Annotated in this window: 18 protein-coding genes, 1 tRNA gene, 3 rRNA genes and 3 pseudogenes; 12 read left to right on the forward strand and 13 right to left on the reverse strand. The window is 61.2% G+C overall.

The genetic code is table 11. The annotated features are described in order from the left end of the window. Positions 1 to 20: 20 nt before the first annotated feature. The 8 genes and pseudogenes from HYG82_RS23060 to HYG82_RS44555 form a co-directional block, all read right to left on the reverse strand. Positions 21 to 395: a HesB/IscA family protein gene (locus HYG82_RS23060; protein ID WP_179259490.1), complete on the reverse strand. Its 375-nt coding sequence runs from the start codon at positions 393 to 395 to the stop codon at positions 21 to 23. Positions 396 to 525: 130 nt separating this feature from the next. Next, on the reverse strand, positions 526 to 738 hold the full coding sequence (locus HYG82_RS23065) for a hypothetical protein (RefSeq protein WP_179259491.1): 213 nt from the start codon (positions 736 to 738) through the stop codon (positions 526 to 528). 102 nt (positions 739 to 840) lie between these two features. Then, positions 841 to 2,133: a histidinol dehydrogenase gene (hisD, locus tag HYG82_RS23070; RefSeq protein ID WP_179259492.1), complete on the reverse strand. Its 1,293-nt coding sequence runs from the start codon at positions 2,131 to 2,133 to the stop codon at positions 841 to 843. 132 nt (positions 2,134 to 2,265) lie between these two features. Further along, complete coding sequence (locus tag HYG82_RS23075) at positions 2,266 to 2,487, reverse strand: hypothetical protein (protein ID WP_179259493.1); 222 nt, start codon at positions 2,485 to 2,487, stop codon at positions 2,266 to 2,268. Positions 2,488 to 2,568: 81 nt separating this feature from the next. Continuing rightward, positions 2,569 to 3,411 carry an ABC transporter permease gene (locus HYG82_RS23080; protein WP_179259494.1) on the reverse strand — a complete coding sequence of 281 codons (843 nt, stop codon included), beginning with the start codon at positions 3,409 to 3,411 and terminating at the stop codon, positions 2,569 to 2,571. Further along, entirely contained in the window at positions 3,408 to 4,481 is a 1,074-nt protein-coding gene (locus HYG82_RS23085; protein ID WP_179259495.1) for an ABC transporter ATP-binding protein, read from the reverse strand. The genes HYG82_RS23080 and HYG82_RS23085 overlap by 4 nt, the downstream gene beginning before the upstream one ends. Positions 4,482 to 4,563: 82 nt before the next feature. Beyond that, a pseudogene (locus HYG82_RS44550) lies at positions 4,564 to 4,653 on the reverse strand (hypothetical protein); the annotation flags it as partial. Between the two features lie 104 nt (positions 4,654 to 4,757). Then, a pseudogene (locus HYG82_RS44555) lies at positions 4,758 to 4,826 on the reverse strand (winged helix-turn-helix transcriptional regulator); the annotation flags it as partial. A 319-nt stretch (positions 4,827 to 5,145) separates the two neighbouring features. Between HYG82_RS44555 and HYG82_RS23095 the strand changes: the two are divergent. The 7 genes from HYG82_RS23095 to HYG82_RS23125 all read left to right on the forward strand — a co-directional run bounded on the left by HYG82_RS23095 (position 5,146) and on the right by HYG82_RS23125 (position 13,492). Continuing rightward, a complete protein-coding gene (locus HYG82_RS23095; protein ID WP_179259496.1) occupies positions 5,146 to 5,985 on the forward strand; it encodes an NmrA family NAD(P)-binding protein in 840 nt (279 codons plus the stop codon). A gap of 169 nt (positions 5,986 to 6,154) precedes the next feature. Then, entirely contained in the window at positions 6,155 to 6,757 is a 603-nt protein-coding gene (locus HYG82_RS23100; protein ID WP_179259497.1) for a metal-dependent hydrolase, read from the forward strand. Positions 6,758 to 7,768: 1,011 nt separating this feature from the next. After that, positions 7,769 to 9,242 (forward strand): 16S ribosomal RNA (locus tag HYG82_RS23105). A gap of 160 nt (positions 9,243 to 9,402) precedes the next feature. Next, positions 9,403 to 9,474 (forward strand) — tRNA-Ala (locus HYG82_RS23110). A 224-nt stretch (positions 9,475 to 9,698) separates the two neighbouring features. Next, positions 9,699 to 12,619: ribosomal RNA gene (locus tag HYG82_RS23115) — 23S ribosomal RNA — on the forward strand. 145 nt (positions 12,620 to 12,764) lie between these two features. Next, a 5S ribosomal RNA gene (gene rrf, locus HYG82_RS23120) occupies positions 12,765 to 12,886 on the forward strand. The 16S, 23S and 5S rRNA genes sit together here with 1 tRNA gene alongside, the layout of an rRNA operon. A 189-nt stretch (positions 12,887 to 13,075) precedes the next feature. Beyond that, a complete protein-coding gene (locus tag HYG82_RS23125; RefSeq protein WP_179259498.1) occupies positions 13,076 to 13,492 on the forward strand; it encodes a DUF7344 domain-containing protein in 417 nt (138 codons plus the stop codon). Positions 13,493 to 14,025: 533 nt separating this feature from the next. On the opposite strand, the gene coxB is transcribed toward HYG82_RS23125, so the two are convergent. Beyond that, on the reverse strand, positions 14,026 to 14,799 hold the full coding sequence (gene coxB, locus HYG82_RS23130) for a cytochrome c oxidase subunit II (RefSeq protein ID WP_179259499.1): 774 nt from the start codon (positions 14,797 to 14,799) through the stop codon (positions 14,026 to 14,028). Between the two features lie 218 nt (positions 14,800 to 15,017). On the opposite strand from coxB, the gene HYG82_RS23135 reads away from it, so the two are divergent. Together HYG82_RS23135 and HYG82_RS23140 are read left to right on the forward strand one after the other, a co-directional pair. Continuing rightward, on the forward strand, positions 15,018 to 17,306 hold the full coding sequence (locus HYG82_RS23135) for a DUF6789 family protein (RefSeq protein ID WP_179259500.1): 2,289 nt from the start codon (positions 15,018 to 15,020) through the stop codon (positions 17,304 to 17,306). After that, the gene (locus HYG82_RS23140) at positions 17,303 to 17,884 is read left to right on the forward strand and encodes a DUF7979 domain-containing protein (RefSeq protein WP_179259501.1); all 582 of its coding nucleotides are present in this window, start codon (positions 17,303 to 17,305) and stop codon (positions 17,882 to 17,884) included. Before HYG82_RS23135 ends, HYG82_RS23140 begins: the two co-directional genes overlap by 4 nt. Before the next feature lie 149 nt (positions 17,885 to 18,033). Here the strand turns inward: HYG82_RS23140 and HYG82_RS23145 are convergent. Then, positions 18,034 to 18,855 (reverse strand): annotated as a pseudogene (locus tag HYG82_RS23145) (manganese catalase family protein). A 211-nt stretch (positions 18,856 to 19,066) separates the two neighbouring features. On the opposite strand from HYG82_RS23145, the gene HYG82_RS44435 reads away from it, so the two are divergent. Continuing rightward, positions 19,067 to 19,441, forward strand: a complete 375-nt coding sequence (locus tag HYG82_RS44435) for a hypothetical protein (RefSeq protein ID WP_343233091.1) — start codon at positions 19,067 to 19,069, stop codon at positions 19,439 to 19,441. Between the two features lie 27 nt (positions 19,442 to 19,468). Here the strand turns inward: HYG82_RS44435 and HYG82_RS23155 are convergent, their stop codons facing one another. After that, on the reverse strand, positions 19,469 to 20,386 hold the full coding sequence (locus HYG82_RS23155; RefSeq protein ID WP_179259502.1) for a cytochrome c oxidase subunit 3: 918 nt from the start codon (positions 20,384 to 20,386) through the stop codon (positions 19,469 to 19,471). A 70-nt stretch (positions 20,387 to 20,456) separates the two neighbouring features. After that, the gene (locus HYG82_RS23160; protein ID WP_179259503.1) at positions 20,457 to 21,848 is read right to left on the reverse strand and encodes an NAD(P)/FAD-dependent oxidoreductase; all 1,392 of its coding nucleotides are present in this window, start codon (positions 21,846 to 21,848) and stop codon (positions 20,457 to 20,459) included. Between the two features lie 173 nt (positions 21,849 to 22,021). Between HYG82_RS23160 and HYG82_RS23165 the strand changes: the two genes are divergently transcribed. Next, complete coding sequence (locus tag HYG82_RS23165) at positions 22,022 to 22,993, forward strand: D-2-hydroxyacid dehydrogenase (protein WP_179259504.1); 972 nt, start codon at positions 22,022 to 22,024, stop codon at positions 22,991 to 22,993. 134 nt (positions 22,994 to 23,127) lie between these two features. Beyond that, positions 23,128 to 23,556 (forward strand): universal stress protein, encoded by a 429-nt coding sequence (locus HYG82_RS23170; RefSeq protein ID WP_179259505.1) that lies wholly within the window; start codon positions 23,128 to 23,130, stop codon positions 23,554 to 23,556. A 179-nt stretch (positions 23,557 to 23,735) separates the two neighbouring features. Here HYG82_RS23170 and asd read toward each other — a convergent pair whose 3' ends face one another. Further along, positions 23,736 to 24,770: an aspartate-semialdehyde dehydrogenase gene (gene asd / locus HYG82_RS23175; RefSeq protein WP_179259506.1), complete on the reverse strand. Its 1,035-nt coding sequence runs from the start codon at positions 24,768 to 24,770 to the stop codon at positions 23,736 to 23,738. Positions 24,771 to 24,919 lie beyond the last annotated feature (149 nt).

Consider the following 24,919-nt stretch of genomic DNA (forward strand, 5'->3'; position numbering starts at 1 on the left):
GATTGCGGCTGGTACCATCCTTACGTCCGGAACGACTCTCCGCATCCGCACTCGCTAACGACGTTCGGGTTGTCGACGTGGAACCCTTCGGCTTGCAAACCGTCTTCGTAGTCGAGGATGCTGCCTTCGATGTACTTCAGACTTGCCGGATCGACGAACACGCGCAGGTCGTGGTGTTCGTAAATCGTATCGTCTTCGTCCGGTGCGTCGTCGAATCGCATGCCATACGAGAGGCCAGCGCATCCGCCCTGCTGGACGAACAGGCGGAGGCCGGCTTCCGTCGGGTCGAGACCCTCTCCCTCGAGCAACGAAAGGGCTTGCTCAGCCGCGTTTTCGGTTACCTCGATTTCCGGTCGCGTGTCCGCGTTCCCGCCATCCATACTGTCCGTACTCATGCCCGTACCTTTCCGCGCAACGATGTTAACTGTGACGCCCTTCGGTTGTTGTCCAACTAGCCGTTTTCGGTTTCGAAGCGTCTCGCCACAGCTTCTCCTCGGCCCGCACGCCCACTTTGTCACGTTTCCGCTAGTAGTTCGTTCGGCGCTTGAGCGACCGATAGCACGTTCCAAATTGACGCCTATCGTTGCGCGAAAGCTCGATGTCGTGTTTCGCCAGCAACTCGAGCATCCGCGGTACGTCGCAGTCGTACCAGGCAGAGAGGAGCTGCACGTTCTTCTGTGCGTAATCGTAATTGCGCTCGAGGACACGACCGTCCGTCGGGTCGACACGCGGTTCCATCTCGGGACCTACTCCGCGCTCTAGCTATGTAAAACTGGTTTGTCATTTGGGTCGCCGACTCCATCCCGCTATCGGCGATTCCGATCCGAAACAACTCGTTCGCTACGGGCCCGTTTCGTCCTCGAGTCGAATTCGAACGCTTTCGGCGTGGGCCTCGAGGCCCTCGGCGTCGGCGAGAGTGGTGATCGTCTCACCGAGCTCGGCGATCCCCTCGTCGGTGAGCCGCTGGACCGTCGTCGACCGGAGGAACGTTTCGACCGAAAGTCCGCCGGTTACCTGCGCACCGCCGTTGGTCGGCAGGACGTGGTTGGTGCCGCTTGCGTAGTCGCCGGCCGCGACGGGCGTGTTCGGCCCGAGGAAGACGCTGCCGGCGCTGTCTATCCGGTCGAGGATCGACTCGTCGTCGGTTGCGACGATCGAGAGGTGTTCGGGTGCGTACGCCTCGGTGAAGAGGATAGCCTCGCTCATCGAGCGGGCCTTGAGGACGCCGCTCGCGTCGTTCGAGAGGGCCTGGCGGATCACGTCGTCGCGCTCTCGCTCGTTCGTCTGTTCGTCGACAGCCCCAGCCACGGCATCGGCAGTTCCCTCGTCGTCGGTGACGGCCACGACCGATGCGTTTGGATCGTGTTCGGCCTGAGCGACCAGTTCCGCTGCGACCAGGTCGGGGGCAGCGCTCTCGTCTGCGATCACGACGACCTCGCTCGGTCCCGCGAGGAAGTCGATCTCGACGTCACCCCGAACTACGGCTTTGGCAGCCGTCACCCACTTGTTCCCGGGACCGACGATCTTCTGGACCCGATCGATCGTCTCCGTCCCGTAGGCCAGCCCCGCGATAGCTTGCGCACCACCGACGCCGTAAACGACGTCCGCGCCAGCTGCGTGGATCGCCGCCAACGTGACCGGATTTAGTTCCTCGGCCGGCGGCGTGACGACCGCGACGTGGTCGACTCCAGCGACGACAGCCGGAACGATTCCCATGATCGCGCTCGAGGGATACGCTGCTGAGCCGCCGGGGACGTACACCCCCACGCGCTCGAGCGGCCGAAACCGTCGACCTAGCGTCCGACCGGTGGCGAACTCCCGCCGCCAGTCCTCCGGGAGCTGGGCCTCGTGGAACTCGCGGACGTTCGACGCTGCGGTCTCTATCGCCGTTCGAATCCCTTCGTCGATCTCCTCGTCGGCTCGCTCGCAGCGATCGGTGATCTCTACGTTGCCGAGTTCGACCCCGTCGAACTCGCTCGTAAACTCGCGGATGGCAACGTCACCCTCCTCGCGAACGCGGCCGACGATCTCACGAACGTCTTCCGTGACCCCCTCGATACCGGCGTCGCGCTCGAAAAAGGCCGCGCGGTCGGCCGGCCCGAGGTCAGCGATCGCCTGGACGTCGATTGTCATAGATCCGGATTCGCGCGGCGGTCGAAAAACGGTTTCCTTCCGCCCGGACGGTCGACCGGAGACCCGATCCCGTCATGGTCAGATCGCTTCGGACCGGTGCGTTCGGTCGGGAGACGACGGCAGCCGGCCGACTCACGTCTCGGTGTTCTTGACTTCCCAGATGCCCACGGCGTCGAGGGTCGCCCGCACGAAGAGGTAGACGAGAAGGCCGAACCCGACGACGGCGAACGGCGCTTGCAGGAGGTTCGCGAGTTCCACCTCGAAAACGATCCGGCTGAGCCCGCGGACGACGAAACTCACGACCACGAGTCCGAACGCGATAAGCGAGAGTCTGACGAATCCCGATCGGTCCATGTTTCTCCGTACGACCGCGGTCGCTAAACGATGTCGGTTAGTTCGCAGTACACGTTCCGCGCCGGGAACCGCCGCCGATAGTCACCGAACGTCGGCGCTGGCGGCGCGACCGATCGCGTAAATGGCTACCGAACCAAACAACAGCGCGAGCCCGACGAGGACTATCAGTGCGGGGACGAGCGTGTTCCACATACCCTCGAACCGTGTAACCTCGACGACCGTCATCGTATCCTGGCCCAGCATCACGGCACGGGCAGCGTCGACGCCGTAGGTGATCGGGTTGAACGTCGCAACCGTCTGAATCCACTCCGGAAGCGCCGGCAGCGGTAGAAACGCGCTCGAGACGAACAGTAAGGGTAACTGTAGCAGGTTCGCCCCGATTATCGTCGACTCCTCGTCGCGGGTCACGACGGCCAACACGTTCGAGAACGCGGTAAACCAGATCGAAAACACGACGCAGATACCGGCGATCGCGACGGCCCCGATCAGCCCAGTCTCGATCTCGGCCCCGAGCAAGACGCCGAGCCCTAGAACGATCGCGACCTGCGCGACGATTCGGACGACCTCGGCCAGCGTCTTCCCCAGAAAGACGGCGGTTCGATTCATCGGACTCACCAGGATCTTCTCGAACATGCCGGTTTCGATGTCGTTGACGAGCCCGATCCCGGACGTTGCAGCCGCGACCAGCGCTACCTGGATCACGATCGCCGGCACGAGATAGGTCTCGTACGTGATCCCCTCGAGGGCGCCCGTCGCAACGCCGCCGAACACCTGGGTAAACAACACGAGGAAAATAATCGGTTGGACGAGCGAGACGACGAGGACGAACGGGTTTCGAACCGACTTGATCGTCCACCGGACGAACGTAACCCAGACGTCGCTCGCGAACCCGCCGCCGTAACGGTCGACGTTCGGCGTACTCATCGGTTACCTCCCGTTCCACCGGTTTCCGCCCCTTCGCCGTCTACGGTACCGCCGTCACCGGTGGGCTTCGATCGCACGGCTTCGGCCGCCGTCGACTCTCCCCCGACCCCCTCCACAGAGTTCGGCCGTTCGTCAGTTACGGCGAGGAACACGTCGTCGAGAGTCGGCGCGCGGACGTCGAACCCAACCACTTCGATACCAGCGTCGCGCAGCGCGACCAATAAATCCGTCCCGCGCGTCCGCGCGTCGCGTGCGGTCACCTCGATCCCCGACTCGGTCCGCTCGATCGTCGCACCCTCCGCGAACAATTCCTCGTCGCGCGCGACCGTCGCCGCTCGATCGCTCGCGGCGGGATCTGCCAGATCGACGCCGAGGATCTCGCCGCCGACGCGGCGCTTCAACTCGGCGGGCGACCCGTCGGCGACGACCCGGCCGCGCTGGATGACCGACAGCCGATCGCACAGTTGGTCGGCCTCCTCTAAGTACTGCGTCGTCAGGAAGACGGTCGTCCCTTCGTCGTTGATCCGCCGGAAGTACTCCCAGAGTCGGTTTCGCGCCGCCGGATCGAGCCCGGTCGTCGGTTCGTCGAGGAACACCAGTTGCGGTCGGTGGACCAGCGCCGTCGCCGCGTCGAGGCGTTTCTTCATTCCGCCCGAGAAGTCGTCGGCGACCTTGTCCGCCACGTCGGTCAGTTCGACGAGCTCGAGCAACTCGTCGATTCGCTCCGTTCGATCCGCTTTCGGCACCCCGTAGGCGTCGCAGGCGAATCGGAGGTTCTCGTAGGCGGTCAGCTCCGGATCGATGCTCGTCTCCTGGGCCATGTAGCCGACCGTCGCCCGCACGCTGTGTGGGTCGGCGATGGCGTCGAAGCCGTTGACCTCCACCGAGCCGGCCGTCGGGCGCAACAGCGTCACCAGCGTCTTGATCACCGTCGTCTTCCCCGCGCCGTTCGGGCCGAGGAAGCCGAAGAACTCGCCCTCGTCGACGAGCAGGTCGACGCCCCGGACCGCCTCGGTCCCGTCCGCGTACGTCACCGCCACGTCTCGAGCCTCGATTGCGTAGTCGGTCACAGTCGTGTTTGGGCGAGCAACTGGATATAGCTGTGAGTTCGAAATCACTTCGCAACTTCGGAGTTCGAACTATCGGCGCTCGTCACTCTTCGACGGGCTCGAGGTCGTGCTCGATGGCCCACGCGTGCAGGTGGCCGAACGCCGGGAACGCCGCTCGGCCCTTCTCGGGCGGTTCGTACTCGACCCGTGGCGGAACCTCGTCGTAGGCTTTTCGCCGAGCAACCCGGCCGCGACTATCTCTTTGAGCCGCTCGGAGAGGGTGTTCGCCGGCACCTCGAGGCGCTCCTCGAGCTCCGAGAAGCGAAGTGGCTCGTCGGCGAACGCGAACGCCGAGAGGATCGCCATCGCGTGGGCCTTCCCGAGGAGGTCGAGCAACCGGGCGACGGTCCGCTCGACTCGCTCGCGCTCTTCTGGCTCGAGGCGGTCGCGGATCGCTCGCGCGGTGCTCGAGGACGCCGACGCTCACGTCGGGCGAGTAAATCGGACAGCCCTCGCATGGACCGTCGTCCGTGCACCACGGCTCACCGAGGGCGATCCGGCGGGCGAGTACCGCGCCGGTGACCTCGCGCTGGGTTTCGATCGACCGCGCCGACGTCGCACGGTTCGTCCTCGACTGTCTCGAGGGTGAGCAGTTCGTTCGCGAACTACCGAAGGTGGGTCCCGCGTGAACGTCCTCGTCACGGGCGCAACCGGAACCGACGGCTGCCGCGGCGTCGACGGCCTCCGCGACGCACCCGACGTCACAGTCGCTGCCGCGAGTCGCCATCCCGCCCGCGCCCGTGATCGGCTGAACTGCGCGACCGTCGCCTTCGACTTCACCGACCCGACGTCCTATCGGGATGCGTTCGCCGACGTCGACGCGATGTTTCTCGTTCGCCCACCGGCGCTATCTCGAGTCCGACGAGACGTCGTTCCGGCCCTTGCGGCTGCCGTCGGAGCCGGGGTCGAACGCGTCGTCTTCCTCTCTGTCATCGGTGCCGATCGGAACCCGCTCGTCCCCCACGCGCGTATCGAATCGTGGCTCGCCGACGCCGGCCTCGAGACGACGTTCCTGCGCGCCTCGTTTTTCATGCAGAACCTCTCTACGACCCACCGCGAGGAGATCCGCGACGGTCGGCTGGCAGTCCCCGCCGGTGACGGAAAGACGAGTCTGGTAGAGGCTCGAGACGTCGCCGCCGTCGCGGTCCGAGCGCTTTGCGAGGGGATTACCGGCGCGTCCGATCTCACCGGTCCGGACGCGCTCTCGTACGCCGAGGTCTGTGCGGTGCTCTCGGCGGCACTCGAGCGTGAGGTCGAGTACACTGCTCCCTCGCTCCCTCGGTTTTTGATCTCGCGGTACCGACTCGAGGGCAATCTCGCGAAGACCGGTGTGATGGCCGCGATCTACACCACTGCTCGACTCGGACTGGCAAACCGAGTGACCGACGACGTTCGCTCGCTCCTCGGCCGTCCGCCGACGGACTTTCGCACGTTCGTCCGGGATAATCGCACAGTCTGGACGTAGCCGGTCAGCACCGACGATGTATGCAGTCAGTAACAGGCTTTTTCTCGGTTTCGAACCGGCTATCGAGAGTATTTTCGTTCCGCCCCGCTTCGAAGAAACAGCGTAGCCACGCTTGTCCGCTGTCGGCAAGTCCTGCATAACTATTCCGCGTCCACTGCACCACCGTCCTATGTGGCCATGGGAACACGCGATCGTCGGCTATCTTGCATATTCGGTGGGCTGTCACCTCGTCTTCCGCGACTCGCCCAGCGGGCTCGAGGCATTCGCCGTCGTGCTTGCGTCGACCCTCCCCGACCTGATCGACAAGCCCCTCGCGTGGGAATACGGCGTTTTCGATTCCGGATACGCCGTCGGTCATTCCGTGTTCTTCATCGTTCCGCTGTCGGTCGCAATCGCTGTCATCGCATACGCGATCGGGCGTCCACGAACCGGCCTCGCATTCGGAGTCGGCGCCCTCCTTCACCCTCCGGCCGACGTCCTCTACTCCTACGTCAGTCAGGGGATCGTCCAGTTCGAACTCATGCTCTGGCCGGTCGTGACCGTTCCCGGCTCTTCGCCCAGTCGGGGATTCCTCGAATCGTTCGACCTGCTGTTCGGCCGCTATCTCTCCCAACTCCTCGCGGGAGATATTTCGACGTACGTCTGGCTCCAGTTCGGACTCGCCGCCTTCGCGTTCCTGCTGTGGCTCTACGACGGTCTGCCGGTTCTTCGTGAGTGTCTGGTAGGGTGGAAGCGACTACTTCCTGGACCCAGTAATTCGAGTTCGAAGTGACGGGATTCCCTCGAGGGCGAGACCCCGTCCCCTGCTGTAACAGTCGCCCTCGAACCGATGGGTCATCTTCTGTTCGCCGCCATCGACGCCGAACGCTCTGTGTGATCCGAGGAGTCTCCGCTGACCGACGCCGCTGGTGTGCGGTCCGTAGCCACCGCTTTAGACGGCCCGGAGTCGACCCTCTGGCCACGAGGGCCCGATTCGCACTCGAGGTTTCACCGCGACCGCTTCAGACGATCGCGGTACCCGAAAGACGGATATGCCGATTGGGCTCCCAAAGCCGGCAATTTTCGGGAGTCATCGCTGTGCCAGCAGTCGCTGCAACCGAACGGTCGTGGGATGAAATGGTGGGAGACCGTCACCCTCGTGAATACGTAACGTAGAACAACGAACGACCGAGACGACGGCCTTATGTAGGAGCCAGGGTTTCCACATTAATGCGAACGACGTGGCACACGCCGCCACGTTCCCTCCGGCCGCATCCCGGCACGGAGGCAGGATATAATCCATTACCTCGCTTCGATCGTCGACTCGTTCGACGGCGTCTCTGAGGTAGCCGGGTCGATCGTGACCAACGTCGGATTACCGGCGATACAGTACGATGCCCTTATATAGTCCGGGCGCGTATTGTTGGTTGCACGAAAGCTCTCGCCGGATGCGGTTTTCGGCGCGGGTTCGATCCGACGCCCTTATATGTACGAGGGCAGTTGGATATGAACGCAACAAACGCGTGATCGACGGGCCGTTCAACCCGGTCCGTCATCTCGGACGCCGCGAGTTCGAAGGGGTTATGTATCCCTGACGGCTTACGAATACGTCCGAAGGAAATGAGGATCCTACCCCTGCGGTCCGCCGTACAGATGGGATCTGATGTTAGCCTTGGTAGTTCGGTGACGCCCGACCGGTCGTCGCGACCGGCTGTCGTCAGCGAACGTGGACCATTTATGTGTGAGTGTGTACCAACATTCACCGCCAATCTCCCCGGCTTCGCCGGGGAAACTTATAGCATTCATTCCGGTTGATCCTGCCGGAGGTCATTGCTATTGGAGTCCGATTTAGCCATGCTAGTTGCACGAGTTCAGACTCGTAGCAGATAGCTCAGTAACACGTGGCCAAACTACCCTATGGATCCGGACAACCTCGGGAAACTGAGGCTAATCCGGAATACAGTTCGCAGCCTGGAGTGGCGCGAACTGGAAACGTTGCGGCGCCATAGGATGTGGCTGCGGCCGATTAGGTAGACGGTGGGGTAACGGCCCACCGTGCCAATAATCGGTACGGGTTGTGAGAGCAAGAGCCCGGAGACGGAATCTGAGACAAGATTCCGGGCCCTACGGGGCGCAGCAGGCGCGAAACCTTTACACTGCACGAGAGTGCGATAAGGGGACTCCAAGTGCGAGGGCATATAGTCCTCGCTTTTCACCACCGTAAGGAGGTGGTAGAATAAGTGCTGGGCAAGACCGGTGCCAGCCGCCGCGGTAATACCGGCAGCACAAGTGATGACCGCTATTATTGGGCCTAAAGCGTCCGTAGCTGGCCTCGCAAGTCCATCGGGAAATCCGCGTGCTTAACGCGCGGGCGTCCGGTGGAAACTGTGGGGCTTGGGACCGGAAGATCCAGAGGGTACGTCCGGGGTAGGAGTGAAATCCCGTAATCCTGGACGGACCACCGGTGGCGAAAGCGCTCTGGAAGGACGGATCCGACGGTGAGGGACGAAAGCTTGGGTCACGAACCGGATTAGATACCCGGGTAGTCCAAGCTGTAAACGATGTCTGCTAGGTGTGACACAGGCTACGAGCCTGTGTTGTGCCGTAGGGAAGCCGTGAAGCAGACCGCCTGGGAAGTACGTCCGCAAGGATGAAACTTAAAGGAATTGGCGGGGGAGCACTACAACCGGAGGAGCCTGCGGTTTAATTGGACTCAACGCCGGACATCTCACCAGCATCGACAATGTGCAGTGAAGGTCAGTGTGATGAGCTTACTGGAGCCATTGAGAGGAGGTGCATGGCCGCCGTCAGCTCGTACCGTGAGGCGTCCTGTTAAGTCAGGCAACGAGCGAGACCCGCACTCCTAATTGCCAGCAACACCCTTGTGGTGGTTGGGTACATTAGGAGGACTGCCAGTGCCAAACTGGAGGAAGGAACGGGCAACGGTAGGTCAGTATGCCCCGAATGTGCTGGGCGACACGCGGGCTACAATGGCCAAGACAGTGGGATGCCACCCCGAAAGGGGGCGCTAATCTCCGAAACTTGGTCGTAGTTCGGATTGAGGGCTGAAACTCGCCCTCATGAAGCTGGATTCGGTAGTAATCGCCGTTCAGAAGACGGCGGTGAATACGTCCCTGCTCCTTGCACACACCGCCCGTCAAAGCACCCGAGTGGGGTCCGGATGAGGCCGACGCAACGTCGGTCGAATCTGGGCTCCGCAAGGGGGCTTAAGTCGTAACAAGGTAGCCGTAGGGGAATCTGCGGCTGGATCACCTCCACAGACCGAGACCAGGCCGTCGCGCCTGGCTCACTGCGGATCGCGGTTTTCGAACCGCACCCCACGTTCGATCGAGACAGTCACTCGACTGGCCGATCGGGCACCCTAGAACTACCGAGGCTAACACCCAACTCCCTGCCCGCCTCTCCTGAGGCGGGCGTGGGCCCATAGCTCAGTGGTAGAGTGCCTCCTTTGCAAGGAGGATGCCCAGGGTTCGAATCCCTGTGGGTCCATGTCTCGGAGGAAATCTCGGATCGTGTCCCTTAAGTGGGGGACGGCCCGACGATTGAATCCGAACGAACCGATGCACCACCCCGCGCAAGTGCGGGTGGGAAGGGTTAATGCAGGCCAGCTGTCTACTGGCGTGCAGATGAGACCGTGTGTACGTGTAGTCCAGGCGTCCACTGGACCCGTTCCCGGGTCACGATGTTGCGACTTTGTCGCAACGCCGATCCGATGAACGTGGCTACTGTGCCAGCTGGTGGATCGCTCGGCTTGAGAGCTGAAGAAGGACGTGCCAAGCTGCGATAAGCCTATGGGAGCCGCACGGAGGCAAAGAACATAGGATCTCCGAATGGGAATCCCCACCGCAATTGCTTCGCGCAATGGGGAACGTCGGGAATTGAAACATCTTAGTACCGACAGGAAAAGAAAGCAAACGCGATGTCGTTAGTAATGGCGAATGAACGCGACGCAGTCCAAACCGAAGCCTTCACGGGCAATGTGGTGTTCGGACTGACGATCACTTCCTGAAACGCGACACGAAGTCTCCTGGAACGGAGCACGAAACAGGGTGACAGTCCCGTACTGTCGTCGAGTAGAGAACGAGTCAGCTCCAGAGTATCGGGGGTTGGATATCCCTCGTGAATATCGCGGGCATCGACCGCGAAGACTAAACACTCCTCAAGACCGATAGCGAACAAGTAGCGTGAGCGAACGCTGAAAAGCACCCCACGAAGGGAGGTGCAATAGGGCGTGAAATCAGTTGGCGATGGAGCGACAGGGCATAGAAGGTCCCGGACAAAACGACCGTAGCGCGAGCTACCAGTAGGAAGTTTGGGAAGCCGGTGTTCTGTCGTACGTTTTGAAAAACGAACCAGGGAGTGTGCCTGTTTGACGAGTCTAACCCGATTATCGGGGAAGGCGTAGGGAAACCGATATGGTCGCAGTGCTTTGCACCAGGACCACCGTGTTCAAGCGCGGGGAGTCAAACGGGCACGACCCGAAACCGGACGATCTACGCACGGACAAGGTGAAGCGTGCCGAAAGGCACGTGGAGGCCTGTTAGAGTTGGTGTCCTACAATACCCTCTCGTGATCTGTGTGTAGGGGTGAAAGGCCCATCGAGTCCGGAAACAGCTGGTTCCAACCGAAACATGTCGAAGCATGACCTCTGCCGAGATAGTTCGTGGGGTAGAGCAACGGATTGGGGGACCGCACTCCGAGAGGAGTGTGCCCCCCTGTCCAACTCCGAACCTACGAACGTCGTTTGACGCAGGGAGTCCGGTGCGCGGGGTAAGCCTGTGTACCGTGAGGGAGACAACCCAGAGCTGGGTTAAGGTCCCCAAGTGTGGATTAAGTGCGATCGAAGGTGGTCTCAAGCCCTAGACAGCCGGGAGGTGAGCTTAGAAGCAGCTACCCTCTAAGAAAAGCGTAACAGCTTACCGGCCGAGGTTTGAGGCGCCCAAAATGATCGGGGCTCAAATCCACCACCGAGACCTAGCAGTGCGGATCAGACCGCAATCTTGTAGGTTGGCGTTCTGTTCGGGCGGAAGCACGGTCGAGAGATCGTGTGGACCGTTCAGTAACGAAAATCCTGGTCATAGTAGCAGCGTTAGTCGGGTTAGAACCCCGACGGCCGAACGAGTAAGGGTTCCTCAGCAATGCTGATCAGCTGAGGGTTAGCCGGTCCTAAGTCAGCCCGTAAGTCGAAGCTGACAACAGGGAAATAGGTTAATATTCCTATGCCAGTGTGCACTCAAAGCCGACGCTTTGGGGCCGCCTGAGCCGGGTTTTCGCCCGGTCGAATCGTCGAAGAGCGTGGAAGCCGTAATGGCACGAAGCGTTCGAATGACGAGATAGCGCAAGTCAGGTCAACCTAGAGCCCGTGAAAAGGCGAGCACACTGTCCGTACCGAGATCCGACACAGGTACTCGTGGCGGCGAAAGCCAAGGTCTGTCGGGAGCAACCGACGTTAGGGAATTCGGCAAGTTAGTCCCGTACGTTCGCAATAAGGGATGCCTGCCTCGGAAAGAGGCAGGTCGCAGTGACTCGGGCGCTCCGACTGTCTAGTAACAACATAGGTGACCGCAAATCCGCAAGGACTCGTACGGTCACTGAATCCTGCCCAGTGCAGGTATCTGAACACCCCGTACAAGGGGACGAAGGACCTGTTAACGGCGGGGGTAACTATGACCCTCTTAAGGTAGCGTAGTACCTTGCCGCTTCAGTAGCGGCTTGCATGAATGGATCAACGAGAGCGCCACTGTCCCAACGTTGGGCCCGGTGAACTGTACGTTCCAGTGCGGAGTCTGGAGACCCCCAAGGGGAAGCGAAGACCCTATAGAGCTTTACTGCAGGCTGTCACTGAGACGTGGTCGCCATTGTGCAGCATAGGTAGGAGGCGTTACACAGGTACCCGCGCTAGCGGGCCACCGAGCCAGCATTGAAATACTACCCGATGGTGACTGCGACTCTCACTCCTGGCGGAGGACACTGGTAGCCGGGCAGTTTGACTGGGGCGGTACGCGCCTGAAAAGATATCGGGCGCGCCCCAAGATTTCCTCACCCGTGTCGGAGACGCGGGGAAGAGCGCAAGAGCAAAAGGAAGTCTGACAGTGTCCGGCACAACGACGGACGCTGACGCGAAAGCGTGGTCTAGCGAACCAATTAGGCTGCTTGATGCGGCCAATTGCTGACAGAAAAGCTACCTTAGGGATAACAGAGTCGTCACCCGCAAGAGCACATATCGACCGGGTGGCTTGCTACCTCGATGTCGGTTCCCTCCATCCTGCCCGTGCAGAAGCGGGCAAGGGTGAGGTTGTTCGCCTATTAAAGGAGGTCGTGAGCTGGGTTTAGACCGTCGTGAGACAGGTCGGCTGCTATCTATTGGGGGTGTAACGGTATCTGACGGGAACGTTCGTATAGTACGAGAGGAACTACGAATGGGTGCCACTCGTGTACCGGCTGTCCGAGAGGGCACGTGCCGGGCAGCGACGCACCACGGGGTAAGAGCTGAACGCATCTAAGCTCGAAACCCACCTGAAAAAGAGATACCATTGAGATCACTCGTAGAAGACGAGGTCGATAGACTCGGGGTGTACGCGCCAAGGCAACGAGGCGTTGAGCCCGCGAGCACTAACTGATCGAGCCACACACTCATAACTACATAACGCATTGGATCCGTGACGCGAGAACGGGTCCGGACGCAAACTGGACTACACGTACACAACGGTCAGACGCCATAGGCAACGACGCCACGACCGATACTGGTATTACGACGGTTCGAATCCGTTGATCGGCATTACGGCGGCCACAGCGGCGAGGTACCTCCCGTACCCATCCCGAACACGGAAGATAAGCTCGCCTGCGTTACGGTCAGTACTGGAGTGGGCGACCCTCTGGGAACCCCGTTTCGCCGCCGACCATTCATACTCCACCCATTACCCCCACGGAGCGACTGCATCGGGCAGTCGCCGTGGGGGTTTTCTCTATTGCAACCCGGCGGGCGGAGACGATTACGAATAACCGATCAGTGTATTCGAATCCGCCTCGTGGCTCCGACCAAATATTTTTGGGATGTGACTTATCCAACTGTCTATGAAAGAGATAAACCATGGACACAGGTAGTAACGCGATGGATCTCGACACCCTTTACGATATTTTATCCGAATCCCAACGACGATACGTTTTGTATTACTTCTTTGACTGCGACCACGCAACCGTCGACTCACTAGCCCGGCAAATTGCCGCCTGGGAACGTGACATAGCGCCCGAATCCGTCTCTACTGAGCAGAAGAAACAAACCCAGCTGTCCTTACTCCACAACCATCTTCCGCGACTCGAGGAACAGCGACTCGTAGCGTTCGATCACCGAAGCGGCGACGTCGTCAGTGGAAACAACTTCGAGGCGATTCGGTCGACGATCGAGCGTGCACGAGAGCGGGACGGAATCGGACCAGTCGCCCGCACCACGACCGAGACGTTTCTATACAGCGATTTATTGACGGAATCGACGAGTACCGATCGGTAACTCGGTAGCGAGGGGGCCGTTTCGAACGACCGACCGGAAGGGAAACCGATCTACCAGCCACGACGATTGAAGCTACCTGATGCGATTGACTGTCGTTGCGGGAATCCGTGTAGTGCGACGCAAAACTGGCCATTTACTCGCCCGTTTGTCTCGACTCTATAGTAGTCGTTGAAACGATTTACCCACCGCTCGCACTGCTGCGGCGGGCGAATGCTCGCTGGCCGCGAACTCGCGAGCGGGGTATGCAATGACGTTCAACGACTACTATAGTTCAGACGGCGTCGTCAAAATGTGCGCCCGGAACACTAACGTCCAGCCTCATCCCGTGGCGGCGTGCCGCGTCGGCTGGCTAACCCTCGTGCCGGGCGGAAGAACTCGAGAGAGTTCTCCAGTGTGGTGTTGTTGCGTGCCCGGGTTCGCCGTGCTGTCATCGCACCCGAATGGGTTTGCTCGGACGGGGACTAAAGGCACGCAGTTTGTCTAGGCAGGTCGGGCGTTTAACTCTTCTACTCCGTCGACTGCGCGCGGCTCACTTACCCAGGATTCGGCGCCGTGGTAACGTTGCCCTCGTTCTCCTGGAGCCACCGATCGTAGGTTTCCGACTCGACGACGACGACTTCGGCATCCATCCGCGAGTGGCCGGCGCCGCAGAACTCGGCACAGACCGCGTCGTAGCGCCCGGGTTCGTAGGCAACAGTCCGAGCCCGAGTGTAGCGGCCCGGGAATGCGTCCTGTTTGACGCCGAGATCAGGAACGAAAAGCGAGTGGATGACGTCGTCGCTTGTAAGCCAGATCGTCACGTTCTCGTCGGCCGGGATCACGATCGCGTCCTCGGTCGTGACGTTGGCTCCAGCGTACGTCGCTTGCCACTCCCACTGGTATCCAGTGACGTATATCTCCTCGTCGTCGGTTTCGGGGAGATCATCGAACGACTCAAATTCCCCTTGACTGCGGTTGTCACCACCCTCGAGGGCCTGTGATGGAGACACGTACGGGCTGACGAGGACGCTGTAGCCGGAAAGCCCGACGAACAGGAGGATAATCGCCGTCGCAGCAGTCCACGTGATTTCGAGGGCGGGATCTTCCGTCGTCGGCTGGGGATCGTCGTTGTCGTGGAACTTGACGGCTGCGTAGACCAGAATCAGGAGGACGAACAACGTCAGCGGCAGTGCAACGTAGAGTAGTTGATACTCGAGACCGTCGATCAACTCACGGTTTGTCGATTGGGCGACGACAGTTCCGGTCGATGCGAGGAGACTCGAGAGCGCCGAGACAAGCAGTGTCACGGTCGTTCGGCGGCTACCCATTGGCAGTGATTGGGCAGCCGGAGTGAAATACGGCATCCATAGATCGATGAACTGTCACGAATTCGTATCCGTTATGCGGCTGTATCCACGGGCACAATGCATCAATAGGGATGACACTCTCTAAACTGTCAGTTCAACTTTATTGGGGTCGGTGATGACCCCACCGCTATGCACGGCGACGAGCGGTGCAGTCGATCGGCACGGGGTGAGGTGTGACGATGGACCGTGCAATCGTGGAGGTCTCGTTGTTCGTGGGCATTCTCGTGAGCTGTGCCGTGACGGTCGTGCTGGCGCGCCGGTTACGAACCGATCCGTCGCCGGATGGGGGGTATATTGCTGGCCGCGAGCGTCGGTTCAGTCTCTCCGATGCCAGGGCGGCTGCCGTCCGCTGGACGACGACGACGAACCACCGCGAGATCGGCTTGCTCTACATCGCGTTCGGTACAGTCGCGGCGATATGGGGCGGAATCGACGCGATGATGATTCGAACGCATCTGTTGACGCCGGAGGCCAACCTCTGGACCGAACAGACGTACAACGAGCTGTTTACGATGCACGGGTTGACGATGTTGATCTTCTTCGTTACGCCGCTTTTCTTCGGGATCGGAAACTACTTCCTGCCGCTGTTGATCGGCGCAGACGACATGGCGTTTCCGCGGCTCAACGCCGTCGGGTTCTGGACGTTGCCACCTGCACTTTTGCTCGCGCGGCTGGGAATCGTCGCCGAAGTGACGGGAAAAGTGCTCGCGCTGCTGGTTCCAGCGGACTGGCTTACGGCGCTGTTTGCGTTACGCGAACCGGCGATCGGCTGGTACCTGTATCCGCCACTGTCTCTCGCGCCGAACCCGCAGACGAATTTCCTCATACTCGGGCTCCACCTGAGTGGCATCGCGACCACGATCGGGGCGATCAACTTCATCACGACGGTCGTCTACGAGCGCGACGAGTCGATCGGGTGGGCGAACCTCGACATCTTTTCGTGGAACATGCTCGTTACGAGCGCAATCGTTCTCTTTGCGTTCCCGCTGCTCGGCACGGCGCTGCTCATGTTGTTGTTCGATCGCAACTTCGGGACGACGTTCTTCGCGGTCGAGGGCGGCGGCCCCATCCTCTGGCAGCACCTCTTTTGGTTCTGGGGCCATCCGGAGGTATACATCATTTTCCTCCCCGCGACGGGGTTGATGAGTCTTATACTACCGAAGTTCGTCGGTCGAAAACTGTTCGGATTCAAGTTCATCGTCTACTCGACGATCGCGATCGGCGTTCTTTCCTTTAGCGTCTGGGCTCACCACATGTTCGTAACCGGTGTCGATCCCCGAGTTCGAGCGAGCTTTATGGCGACCTCGGTCGCGATTGCCGTCCCCAGTGCGATCAAGGTATTCAACTGGATCACCACTATGTGGAACGGCGACGTCAGGCTCGCTGCCCCGACGATACTCTGCGTCGGCTCGATCGGCCTGTTCATCGTCGGCGGCGTCACCGGTATCTTTCTCGCGGTGATCCCGGTCGATATTATGTACCACGGCACCTACTACGTCGTCGGTCACTTCCACCTCATTCTCATGGGGATCATCCCGCTCATGATGTTCGCTGCCAGTTACTACTGGTATCCGCTTCTTACCGGCCGGATGTACGACCGACGGCTCGCGCTGTTTCAATCGTCACTGCTGGTCGCCGGTTCCGCGCTTACCTTCATGACGCTGATGGCTCTCGGGTTCCTCGAGTTGCCCCGCCGGTACGCGACCTACCCGCCGCAGTACTCGGCCCTGCAGGTCGTCGCGACCGTCGGTGCGTTCATCATCGGCATCAGCGTCCTGATGTGGCTGTACAATATGCTCTGGTCGTACTTTCAGGGGACGCCGATCGAGACCAGCGACCCCTGGGAGCTGAAAGCGACCGGGCAGTTCACGCCCGAATGGCAGTGGTTCGAGGACCGACTCGAGCGCGAACGCGGCATCCCCCCGAGCGAACCGGAGGAGGTCAGACCGTCGTACGTTCCCGCACGCGAGGAGCGCCCGCCGTCGCTTTACGGCCGCATTTGGCCTGTCGCTCGCACCGTCGCGAACGACGCCGGGGCGGGTGCGACCGGGGGCTTCGTCGGTACGATGCTCATGTCCGGCGTTCTCTTCGGGGCAGTAATATTGGGCGTGTTCGATCTCGAGTCCTTCGCGAATCTCGCAACGTTCATCGGACTTCCGTCGAGCGTCGCACTCGGCTACACGCTGTTCCTCGTCGGCGGGATGACGGTCTGGTCGCTGTTGTTCCTCTCACTGGGCGAGTATCTGCCGGGTGAACTCACCCTCGTCACGGGACTGTGGTACGCGACGGTCATCGCCTCCGGATTCGCGATCGCGTTTTACACCGGCCAGACCGATCTCGAGTTGGTCGCGTACCTCGTCTTCGTCTTGCTCGCCCACTGGCTCTACGGACTCGGCCTCGCGGGGACGATTGCGTATCTCGGCGGCCGTCAGCGCCGGCCGTCGACGGGGGAGACAGATCAGGAATGAGTGACGGCGATGCACCCGGGAAGCCGACCGATCCGCCAGCTACCGACGAAACGGGACCGATAGAGCCGACGGCAGAATCGGAGTCGTTGGTGTTGACCTATGCCGCACCGTTTCTCGGCGTCCTCCTGATTGCCGTCGGACTCCCGCTCTCGATCGTCGGCGGTTACGTCGTCGTTCAGGATAGCGTTGGACTCTGTGGTGATCCCACGATCACTGCGACGCCAGTCGACGAGTACGACGGCGTCCCGGAATCAGTCGACGAACTCCCCGTCGAGGATCTCACGACCGCAGAGCAGCGGGCCCTCGAAGAGGCGACTGCGAGCCCGTTTCGGGAGGGGACGATCGAGGGTGACGTCGCGAACCTGGACGTACTGCTCGATGGGGCAGTCGTAGCCTACGAGGGTGACCGATATTACGTTCAAATCGCATCTCAGAACTCCTGTCTCGAGGCCGAGCCGCTGTTGTTCCCGGTCGGTGGAATCGCGATCCTGGTGGGTATCGCAGGTGTTCTGACGCCGCCGATTTATCGGAAAATGGCAGGCTTCGAGGAACGGATGCGAGGCGATAACCAGGAGTGATCGATCTGTCGGAATGGGTACCGGGGATACGAGTAGCAACGGCAAAGAGTGTAGTCGTCGCTCCGATGCGGGCGATCCGTCCGGGAGAACGCCGTGGCCTGCGAAAGGAGAGCGCCGGATCTATTGTCGGCCGTTGGCACGCAAGGAGCCTAGTCGTCGGTTTCGCTCGGCTCGTCGTGGGTCAGGGATCGGGGTTGGGGGCGATCTCTTTTCCACCACCTGGCTGCTGGATGTGGACGAAAACTGTCCTTTGCCATCCGGCGAGTCGCCCTGCGTCCACGGAAGGCCCGGATCGGGCTGTTCGACCCGTCTGGTAGACATGAACGTGTAGTTGTACTCCTGGTTTTCTTCTTCTTGCGGGAAGCTTGCCGGCACCGAAACCGGATCGTCCAGCGTTTCTAGCGCCTGAAGCCACTGGTTCTGGTGTTGGGTGTCGCGGGCGATAAGATACGAGAGCATGTCCTTCATACCCGGATCGTCGGTGTATTCCCGGAGGCGCGTTGCGAGGGTGCGGCCGGTCGATTCGGCCATTACGTTCGCATAGAGGTCGCCAGCGAGGTTGCCCGATGCGGCTATGTACGCGCCAGTAAATGGGACGCCGTTGCTATCGACTGGCATCGCGGAGAGCCCCGACGAGAGGAACTGGCGTGCGTTCTGTCCAGTTATCGACGCCGCGGCATCAGCCGCCCGCTTTGCCTCGTCGTCGATGCGCCTGGGCGAACCGCGGAAATTCTTCGTGACGGCTGTCGCGAGCATTTCGATGTGGCCGAGTTCTTCCGCGGCGGTTTCCATCAGCAGAGTCCGGTATCCCTCGTGTTCATCTGGCACCGCCCAGGCCTGAAACATGTACTGTAGCGCGACTCGCATTTCGCCTTCCTGTCCACCGATCGCTTGCTGGAGGAGCTTCGCGAAGTGGGGGTCAGGATCTTCGACGGTAACTTCGTACTGGACTCCGGTTCCTGAAAGAACATCACTGTCGCCTGCCCAGACCGAGCGGGAGAAACGACTGTTGAGGCTATCGCTGAAATTCGGATCGGTTGGTACTATCCGAAACGAAATCGGATCGAGAAGTCGACGACCGGGGTTTTTCTTCGCTCGGCGTGGTACCGGTGTACTGAGTTCGGTCAAATGGTCCACCAGAACTCACCGCTTTCGTCATCGGGTGTACGCGGAGGGCTTACGTTGTCCGCAAGCCTGTGGGACGTGCGTGAGGCCAGCGGAAAGTGCCGACGACCTCGTAATTGCTGGGGGACCATCTGTCCTGCTGACCTCGCGGGTGCGACGCTCCCGCGAGGTCAGTCACTGGAGACCGACGGCCTTCCGACCGAACCAGTGCCACTCGATTCGCTCCGCCTGCAGACCCTCGAGGTAACTATGAGAGGTACCGACGACGAGAGTAAACGAGCGGCAGCGACGTGCAAACGATGCAGCGAGATCGGAGTCGTCAAGGTGTGGCCCGACGGCAGGCTACGGCCGCTCGGTCGGTCGAACTTCTGTGACTGCGACTCGCCGACGCTCGAGGTGTTCGAAAGCGATCTCGACCACGAGCTACCGTGAAACCGCGTGCTGAGTTGATCTCGGTCGTCACGCAGACACCGACGCGCCGACGTAGAGGACGACCACGAGGAAGAGCCAGACGAAATCGACGAAATGCCAGTACAGCGAGACCGTCGCGATGGACGTGTCACGGTCCGGTCCGTAGTGCCCTCGAAGCGCGCGCCAGCAAAGCGTTGCGATTCCGCCGACGCCCAGTGTAACGTGAAGGCCGTGGAGACCAGTAAGGCCGAAAAATGCGCTTCCGAAGACGCCGCTCGAAAGGGTAAATCCCTCCGCGGTGATGAACTCGTAGTACTCGACAGCTTGGCCGAGAAGAAAGACGACGCCGAGCGCGAGCGTCGTTCCGAGCAAGCCGAGGAAGCGCCGCCCGTTGTCTCCCTCGAGTGCTTCGTGTGCGTAATGGAAGGTGACGCTGCTGGCGAGTAACAACGCGGTGTTGATGAGGACGAGCGAGCCCAGAAGCGGCGGTAGTTCCTCCGGCGGCCACGTCCCGATCCTGACGAAGAAGTAATAGATGAACAACGCACCGAACGTCGAAACGTCGGTTGCGAGAAAGAGTATCGTCGTCGAAACGTAGGATCGGCGGGAGTTCCGGTCGGCATGTGCACTTCGCGTGGGTGCCAGAAACGCCTGATCGACCCAGCCCGCGATGCCGGCCAGCAGGACGATCGTTCCGACGACGGCGAGGGCGACGCCAGTCAGTGGTGGGACGATGGCAGTCTCGTTCCCGAAGATGTAGATCGCAAATCCGGCGTAGAGCCCTGCGGCTCCGACGGCTGCGATCAGCGGCCAGCGGCTTCGATGATGATCGTGATCGTCGTGATCGCCGCCGCCACGATGATCGCCATATTCCTCGGGTGCTTGCCTTGCGGGAACCCGATGACTCGAGCCATCGGTCCGAGACCCGTTCTCGCCGGGTGGCCCCCCGGGTTCACCAGCGTCCATATCCTCGCTTCCACGTCGAGCCCGAAAAAGGATCGTCGGTCGCTCGGAGTTAGGGAGACGCTACGCGAACTCAGTAGAAGTAGTCGTCTTCCGTCAACTGAACGTACCGTCCGTTGCGATAGCTGTACTTCTGTCGCTTGTACCGCGTTAGTATCTTCGCAGCGTCGATGCCAGCGGTATACCGCTTGTTGACCAGGACGTTGTCGCTCCCGTTGCCCTGCATGTCGGTGACGGTATCGAACGCCCAGTCCCAGTCGTCAGGTTCGTAGTCGGCGACGATGTCCGCGAAAGAGACGTTGCGAAGGATCTCGTCGCCGATCGCACGCTTCCAGACGTCGTTGTAGTTCTCGAGGGTGTCAGTTCCTGCGAGTCGGCCGGCGATCTTGCCGGTGCGAACGGCGACGTGGTAGCCGCCCTCGTGGAACGCCGATGTCGTTCCCATCGCACCGCCGGCGACGGCGATGTTCGCGCCGACGGGCGACTCGATTGGCCGCGTCGAAGAGATCGGATACGTTTCGGTCCCCTTCGACTTGCCGCGATCCTCGACGCGGGGGATGTCCTCGGCGACGTCGTACTCGTCGCCATACTCCTGCTCTAGGAGCCGGCTTATGTACTCTGCGCCGGAAGGGATCTTCTCGTCTTCGGGCCGGAGAAGCTTGTAGGATCCGGGAGTGTCCACGTCTTCGAGATTCATCCCGATCGGCATCGTCAGCCCAACGCGGGCGACGGTACCATCGTTCGGGAAGATCCAGGGATAGGCGGTCTCGCCGGGCATGTAGCCCCACCAGAATTTGAGGGTGTCCTCGAACGCTTCGAACAGCTCGTCGGGGAAGTCGCGGTATTCCTGATAGGCGATGTGGTTGGCTTCCGGCGGCGAGAGGTAGTCCGACGCGCTTCGGCCGGGTGCCGTGAACTGATCGAGCGCCTCGAGGGTTATCCGCCGCTGTGGGCCGTCTGCGAGGACGACGTACTGGGCCTCGAGTTGATCGCCGTTCGAGAGCGTCAGCGTGTGCGTCGGGCCCTTCGGTCCGGTCGCTCGCAGATCGGTTTCGAGGTCTCTGACGCCGGTCCCAACGCGCAGATCGGCACCCGCATCGGCCGCGCGTTCGTGGAGCCAGTCGTCCATGCGTGCGCGATGGAACGTGCATCCGAATTTGGGGTAGCTGGCTTCGATTCCCGTCGTCCGCAATTCGACGGCGCTGTTCGGTCCGATGAATTCCGTGGCCTCGAGTTCCCGGAGGATGACCTCGTCAGGAATCTCCCGGTAGTCGAAGTCCATGATATCGATCCAGTAGTCGAGCATCCCTGCAGCGTCGGTCGAGTCCGGCCCCAGCTCCTCACGGTCCTCTCGAGGCACCCCTTGCTCGAAGAGGACCGTCTCGGCGCCGTGGGTCGCAGCCTGCTCGGCTGCCGACGCACCGGCGGGGCCGCCGCCGACGATCGCGACGTCTACGCGTTCCATACGCCGTGGAGACTCGTTGAGCCATTATAAAAACTGCGAGGCGAATTTTCGACCGACTCGACGGTCACGACCTCGTACCGAACCGACGACGAGTGCCGTGAATCTCTGGACCGGCGGACCGAAATGGAACCGGGAAACGAACACTTTTGATCGCACTGGCCGAGGTCACGGACATGAGCGACGCCGACGTCCCAGACGTCCTGGTTCTCAGGAAAGGCACCCACGGAACGCCGATCGAACAGTACGCCGATGCGCTCCGGGACCGACTCCCCGATCACAGCGTCGAACTCGCGCGAACGCCGGCAGAAGAGCGCGAAGCGATTCGAACCGCTCGATTCACCACGGGCATGACCCTCGAAGACGACCTCCTCGACGTCGCGGAGAACATCGACGTTTTCGCGTGCGCGTACGCGGGAACTGGCCATCTGCCGCTCGACTCGCTCGAGAAACGAGGTATCGCCGTGACCAACGCGTCGGGTGTCCACGGACCGAACATCGGAGAACACGTCATCGGTGCGATCCTCCAGTTCACCAGGCGGTTTCACGTCGGTGCGCGCCGACAGCGCCGCCGCGAGTGGCGCCACTACAAGGCCTACGAACTCCACGGATCGACCGTGACGATCGTCGGACTTGGCGCGATCGGGACGGCGGTCTGTAAACGACTCGAGCCGTTCGGGGTGGAAACGATCGGCGTGCGGTACACGCCCGAGAAAGGCGGTCCAACCGACGAGGTGGTCGGTTTCGAAGGCGACGCATTTGACGATGCACTCGCACGGACGGATTACCTCGTTCTCGCGTGCCCGCTTACGGAAATGACCCGGGGATTGATCGATGCCGATGCATTCGTCACGATGGATCCCGAAACCGTCCTCGTAAACGTCGCCCGTGGCCCGGTCGTCGACACCGACGCGCTCGTCGACGCGCTGCGCTCGAGTTGGATCCGCGGGGCTTCCCTCGACGTGACCGATCCAGAACCGTTGCCCGAATCACATCCGCTCTGGACCTTCGAAAACGTTCAGATCACTCCTCACAACGCCGGCCACACGCCGAAGTACTACGATCGTCTGGCCGACATCGTCGCCGAAAACGTCCGTCGGTTCGACGACGGTGACGTCGATGACCTCGAGAATCAGGTTCTCCCCTGATCGATTTTCGACCGCGTCGTATCGATCCAGGGCGCAAGCACCGCGGGCCCAACGCACTTTTTTGGCCCTGTGCTCCGAATCAGGAGTATGGAACGCCCACCGGCTGACGCAACTGCTCGCGCGAGGGACCTTCCATGACGCTCTCGTTCGACGGCAGGCTCCTCGTTCCTGTAGCCGATCCAGACGACGGCGAGTCGACTGCGAGGGCGCTCGCAGCGCATCTCGAGCCCTCGAGTTCGGTGATCGTCGTCAACGTGATCGAAAAAGCGGGTGGTGCGCCCGATAAGGCGTCCGTCGAACAGCGCGAAGAGTACGCACGAACGATTTTCGAGCGGACGCGAGGACCACTCGAAGAAACGGCTGGGTCCGTTGAAACGGCAATTCTGTTCGGAACGGACGTCGTCGAGACGATTATGGATGCGGCGACGGAGCGTGCCGTGGATGCAGTGGTCTTCGAGCCCCGCGAGGGAAGCCGATTCGTGGAGCTACTCACCGGCGATGTTGCCCGTCGGCTGGTCAAGCAGGCATCGGTACCGGTCGTCGCGTTGCCACACGGGGATTGAGCTCAAACAGTCCACGACCGTCGCCTCACATCCGCTCGTTCGTGGGCGGCTACTACCGCGGCTACTACCGAGCGCGATCGAACCGTCCGCACTGCCGAGCCGTCTGATTCAACATCCGCTCGCTTTCTCGGAGCCAACTCATCGTTCGACTGTCTGCTGGCGCTTCCGTCGATAGCCCCTCAGATGTATCCCTTCTCGAGAAGCAACTCACCGTTTAGCACGCTTGCGCCCGCGGCACCACGGATCGTGTTGTGCGCGAGACAGTTGTACTGCAGACCGAACGGCGATTCCTGGAGGCCGCCCGCGGCGATGGCCATTCCGTCTCCGAGGGTGCGATCCATCCGCGGTTGCGGGCGATCCGGTTCGTCGAACACCTGGATGAGCGGGTCGGGCGAGGAACGAAGGTCCAGCGAGGGGTACTCGCGCATCGCCGCAGTTGCCTCGTCGGGGGTGAGGTCGTCTTGGGTTTCGACCCAGACGTTCTCGAGATGGCCGTCGATCGTCGGAATGCGATTGCAGGAGGCCGAAACGGCCATGCTGTTGTGCGACAGCGATGCGCCGTCGAAATCGCCCAGTAGTTTTCGGGACTCGGTCTCGAGTTTGTCCTCCTCGCTGCCGATGTAGGGAATCGCGTTATCGATTATTTCCATCGAACTGACGCCATCGTAGCCTGCGCCGGAGACTGCCTGTAGCGTCGAGACGTGGACTTTTTCGAGGCCGAAGTCAGTCAGAGCGGCGAGCGTCGGGACGAACGTGATCGTCGAACAGTTCGGGTTTTTGACCATCGCACCGTCCCAGCCGCGTCGGTCACGCTGTACCTCGAGCAAGTCGAGGTGGTCTGCGTTGACCTCGGGAATCACGAGGGGAATGTCGTCGTCCATCCGGCCGTTCGAGGAGTTCGAGGAGACGACGTAGCCCTCCTCGCAAAACGGTGCCTCGACCTCCGCACCGACGCTCGAGGGGAGCGAGGAGAACAACAGGTCGACGTCGGTGGGAACCTCGTCGGGGTCAGTCGCCGTGACGGTGGTGTCGGCGATGTCGTCCGGAATAGGGCTGTCGACGCGCCACTTTGCGGCCTGCCGATACGTCTTGCCAGCGCTCGAACCGCTCGCGGTTAGTGCTGCAATCTCAAAATCCGGGTGGGGATCGAGTAACTGAATCAGTCGCTGTCCGACGGCGCCAGTCGCACCGAGTACGCCTACTCGTACTGCCATTTTCCGCCACTCCGAGTTGTGTCCGCAAAACCGTTTGGGTTTTCGGTAGCGAATGTCAATCGGCGGAGGAACCGTCGGGTGTTCCACGCACGTTCGACGATGGTCGTGATACATTACACGCATTTTTACGTCGACGTACCGGCGGGGGT

Source organism: Natrinema halophilum, from assembly GCF_013402815.2.
In the GTDB taxonomy this organism is placed as follows: Archaea; Halobacteriota; Halobacteria; order Halobacteriales; family Natrialbaceae; genus Natrinema; species Natrinema halophilum.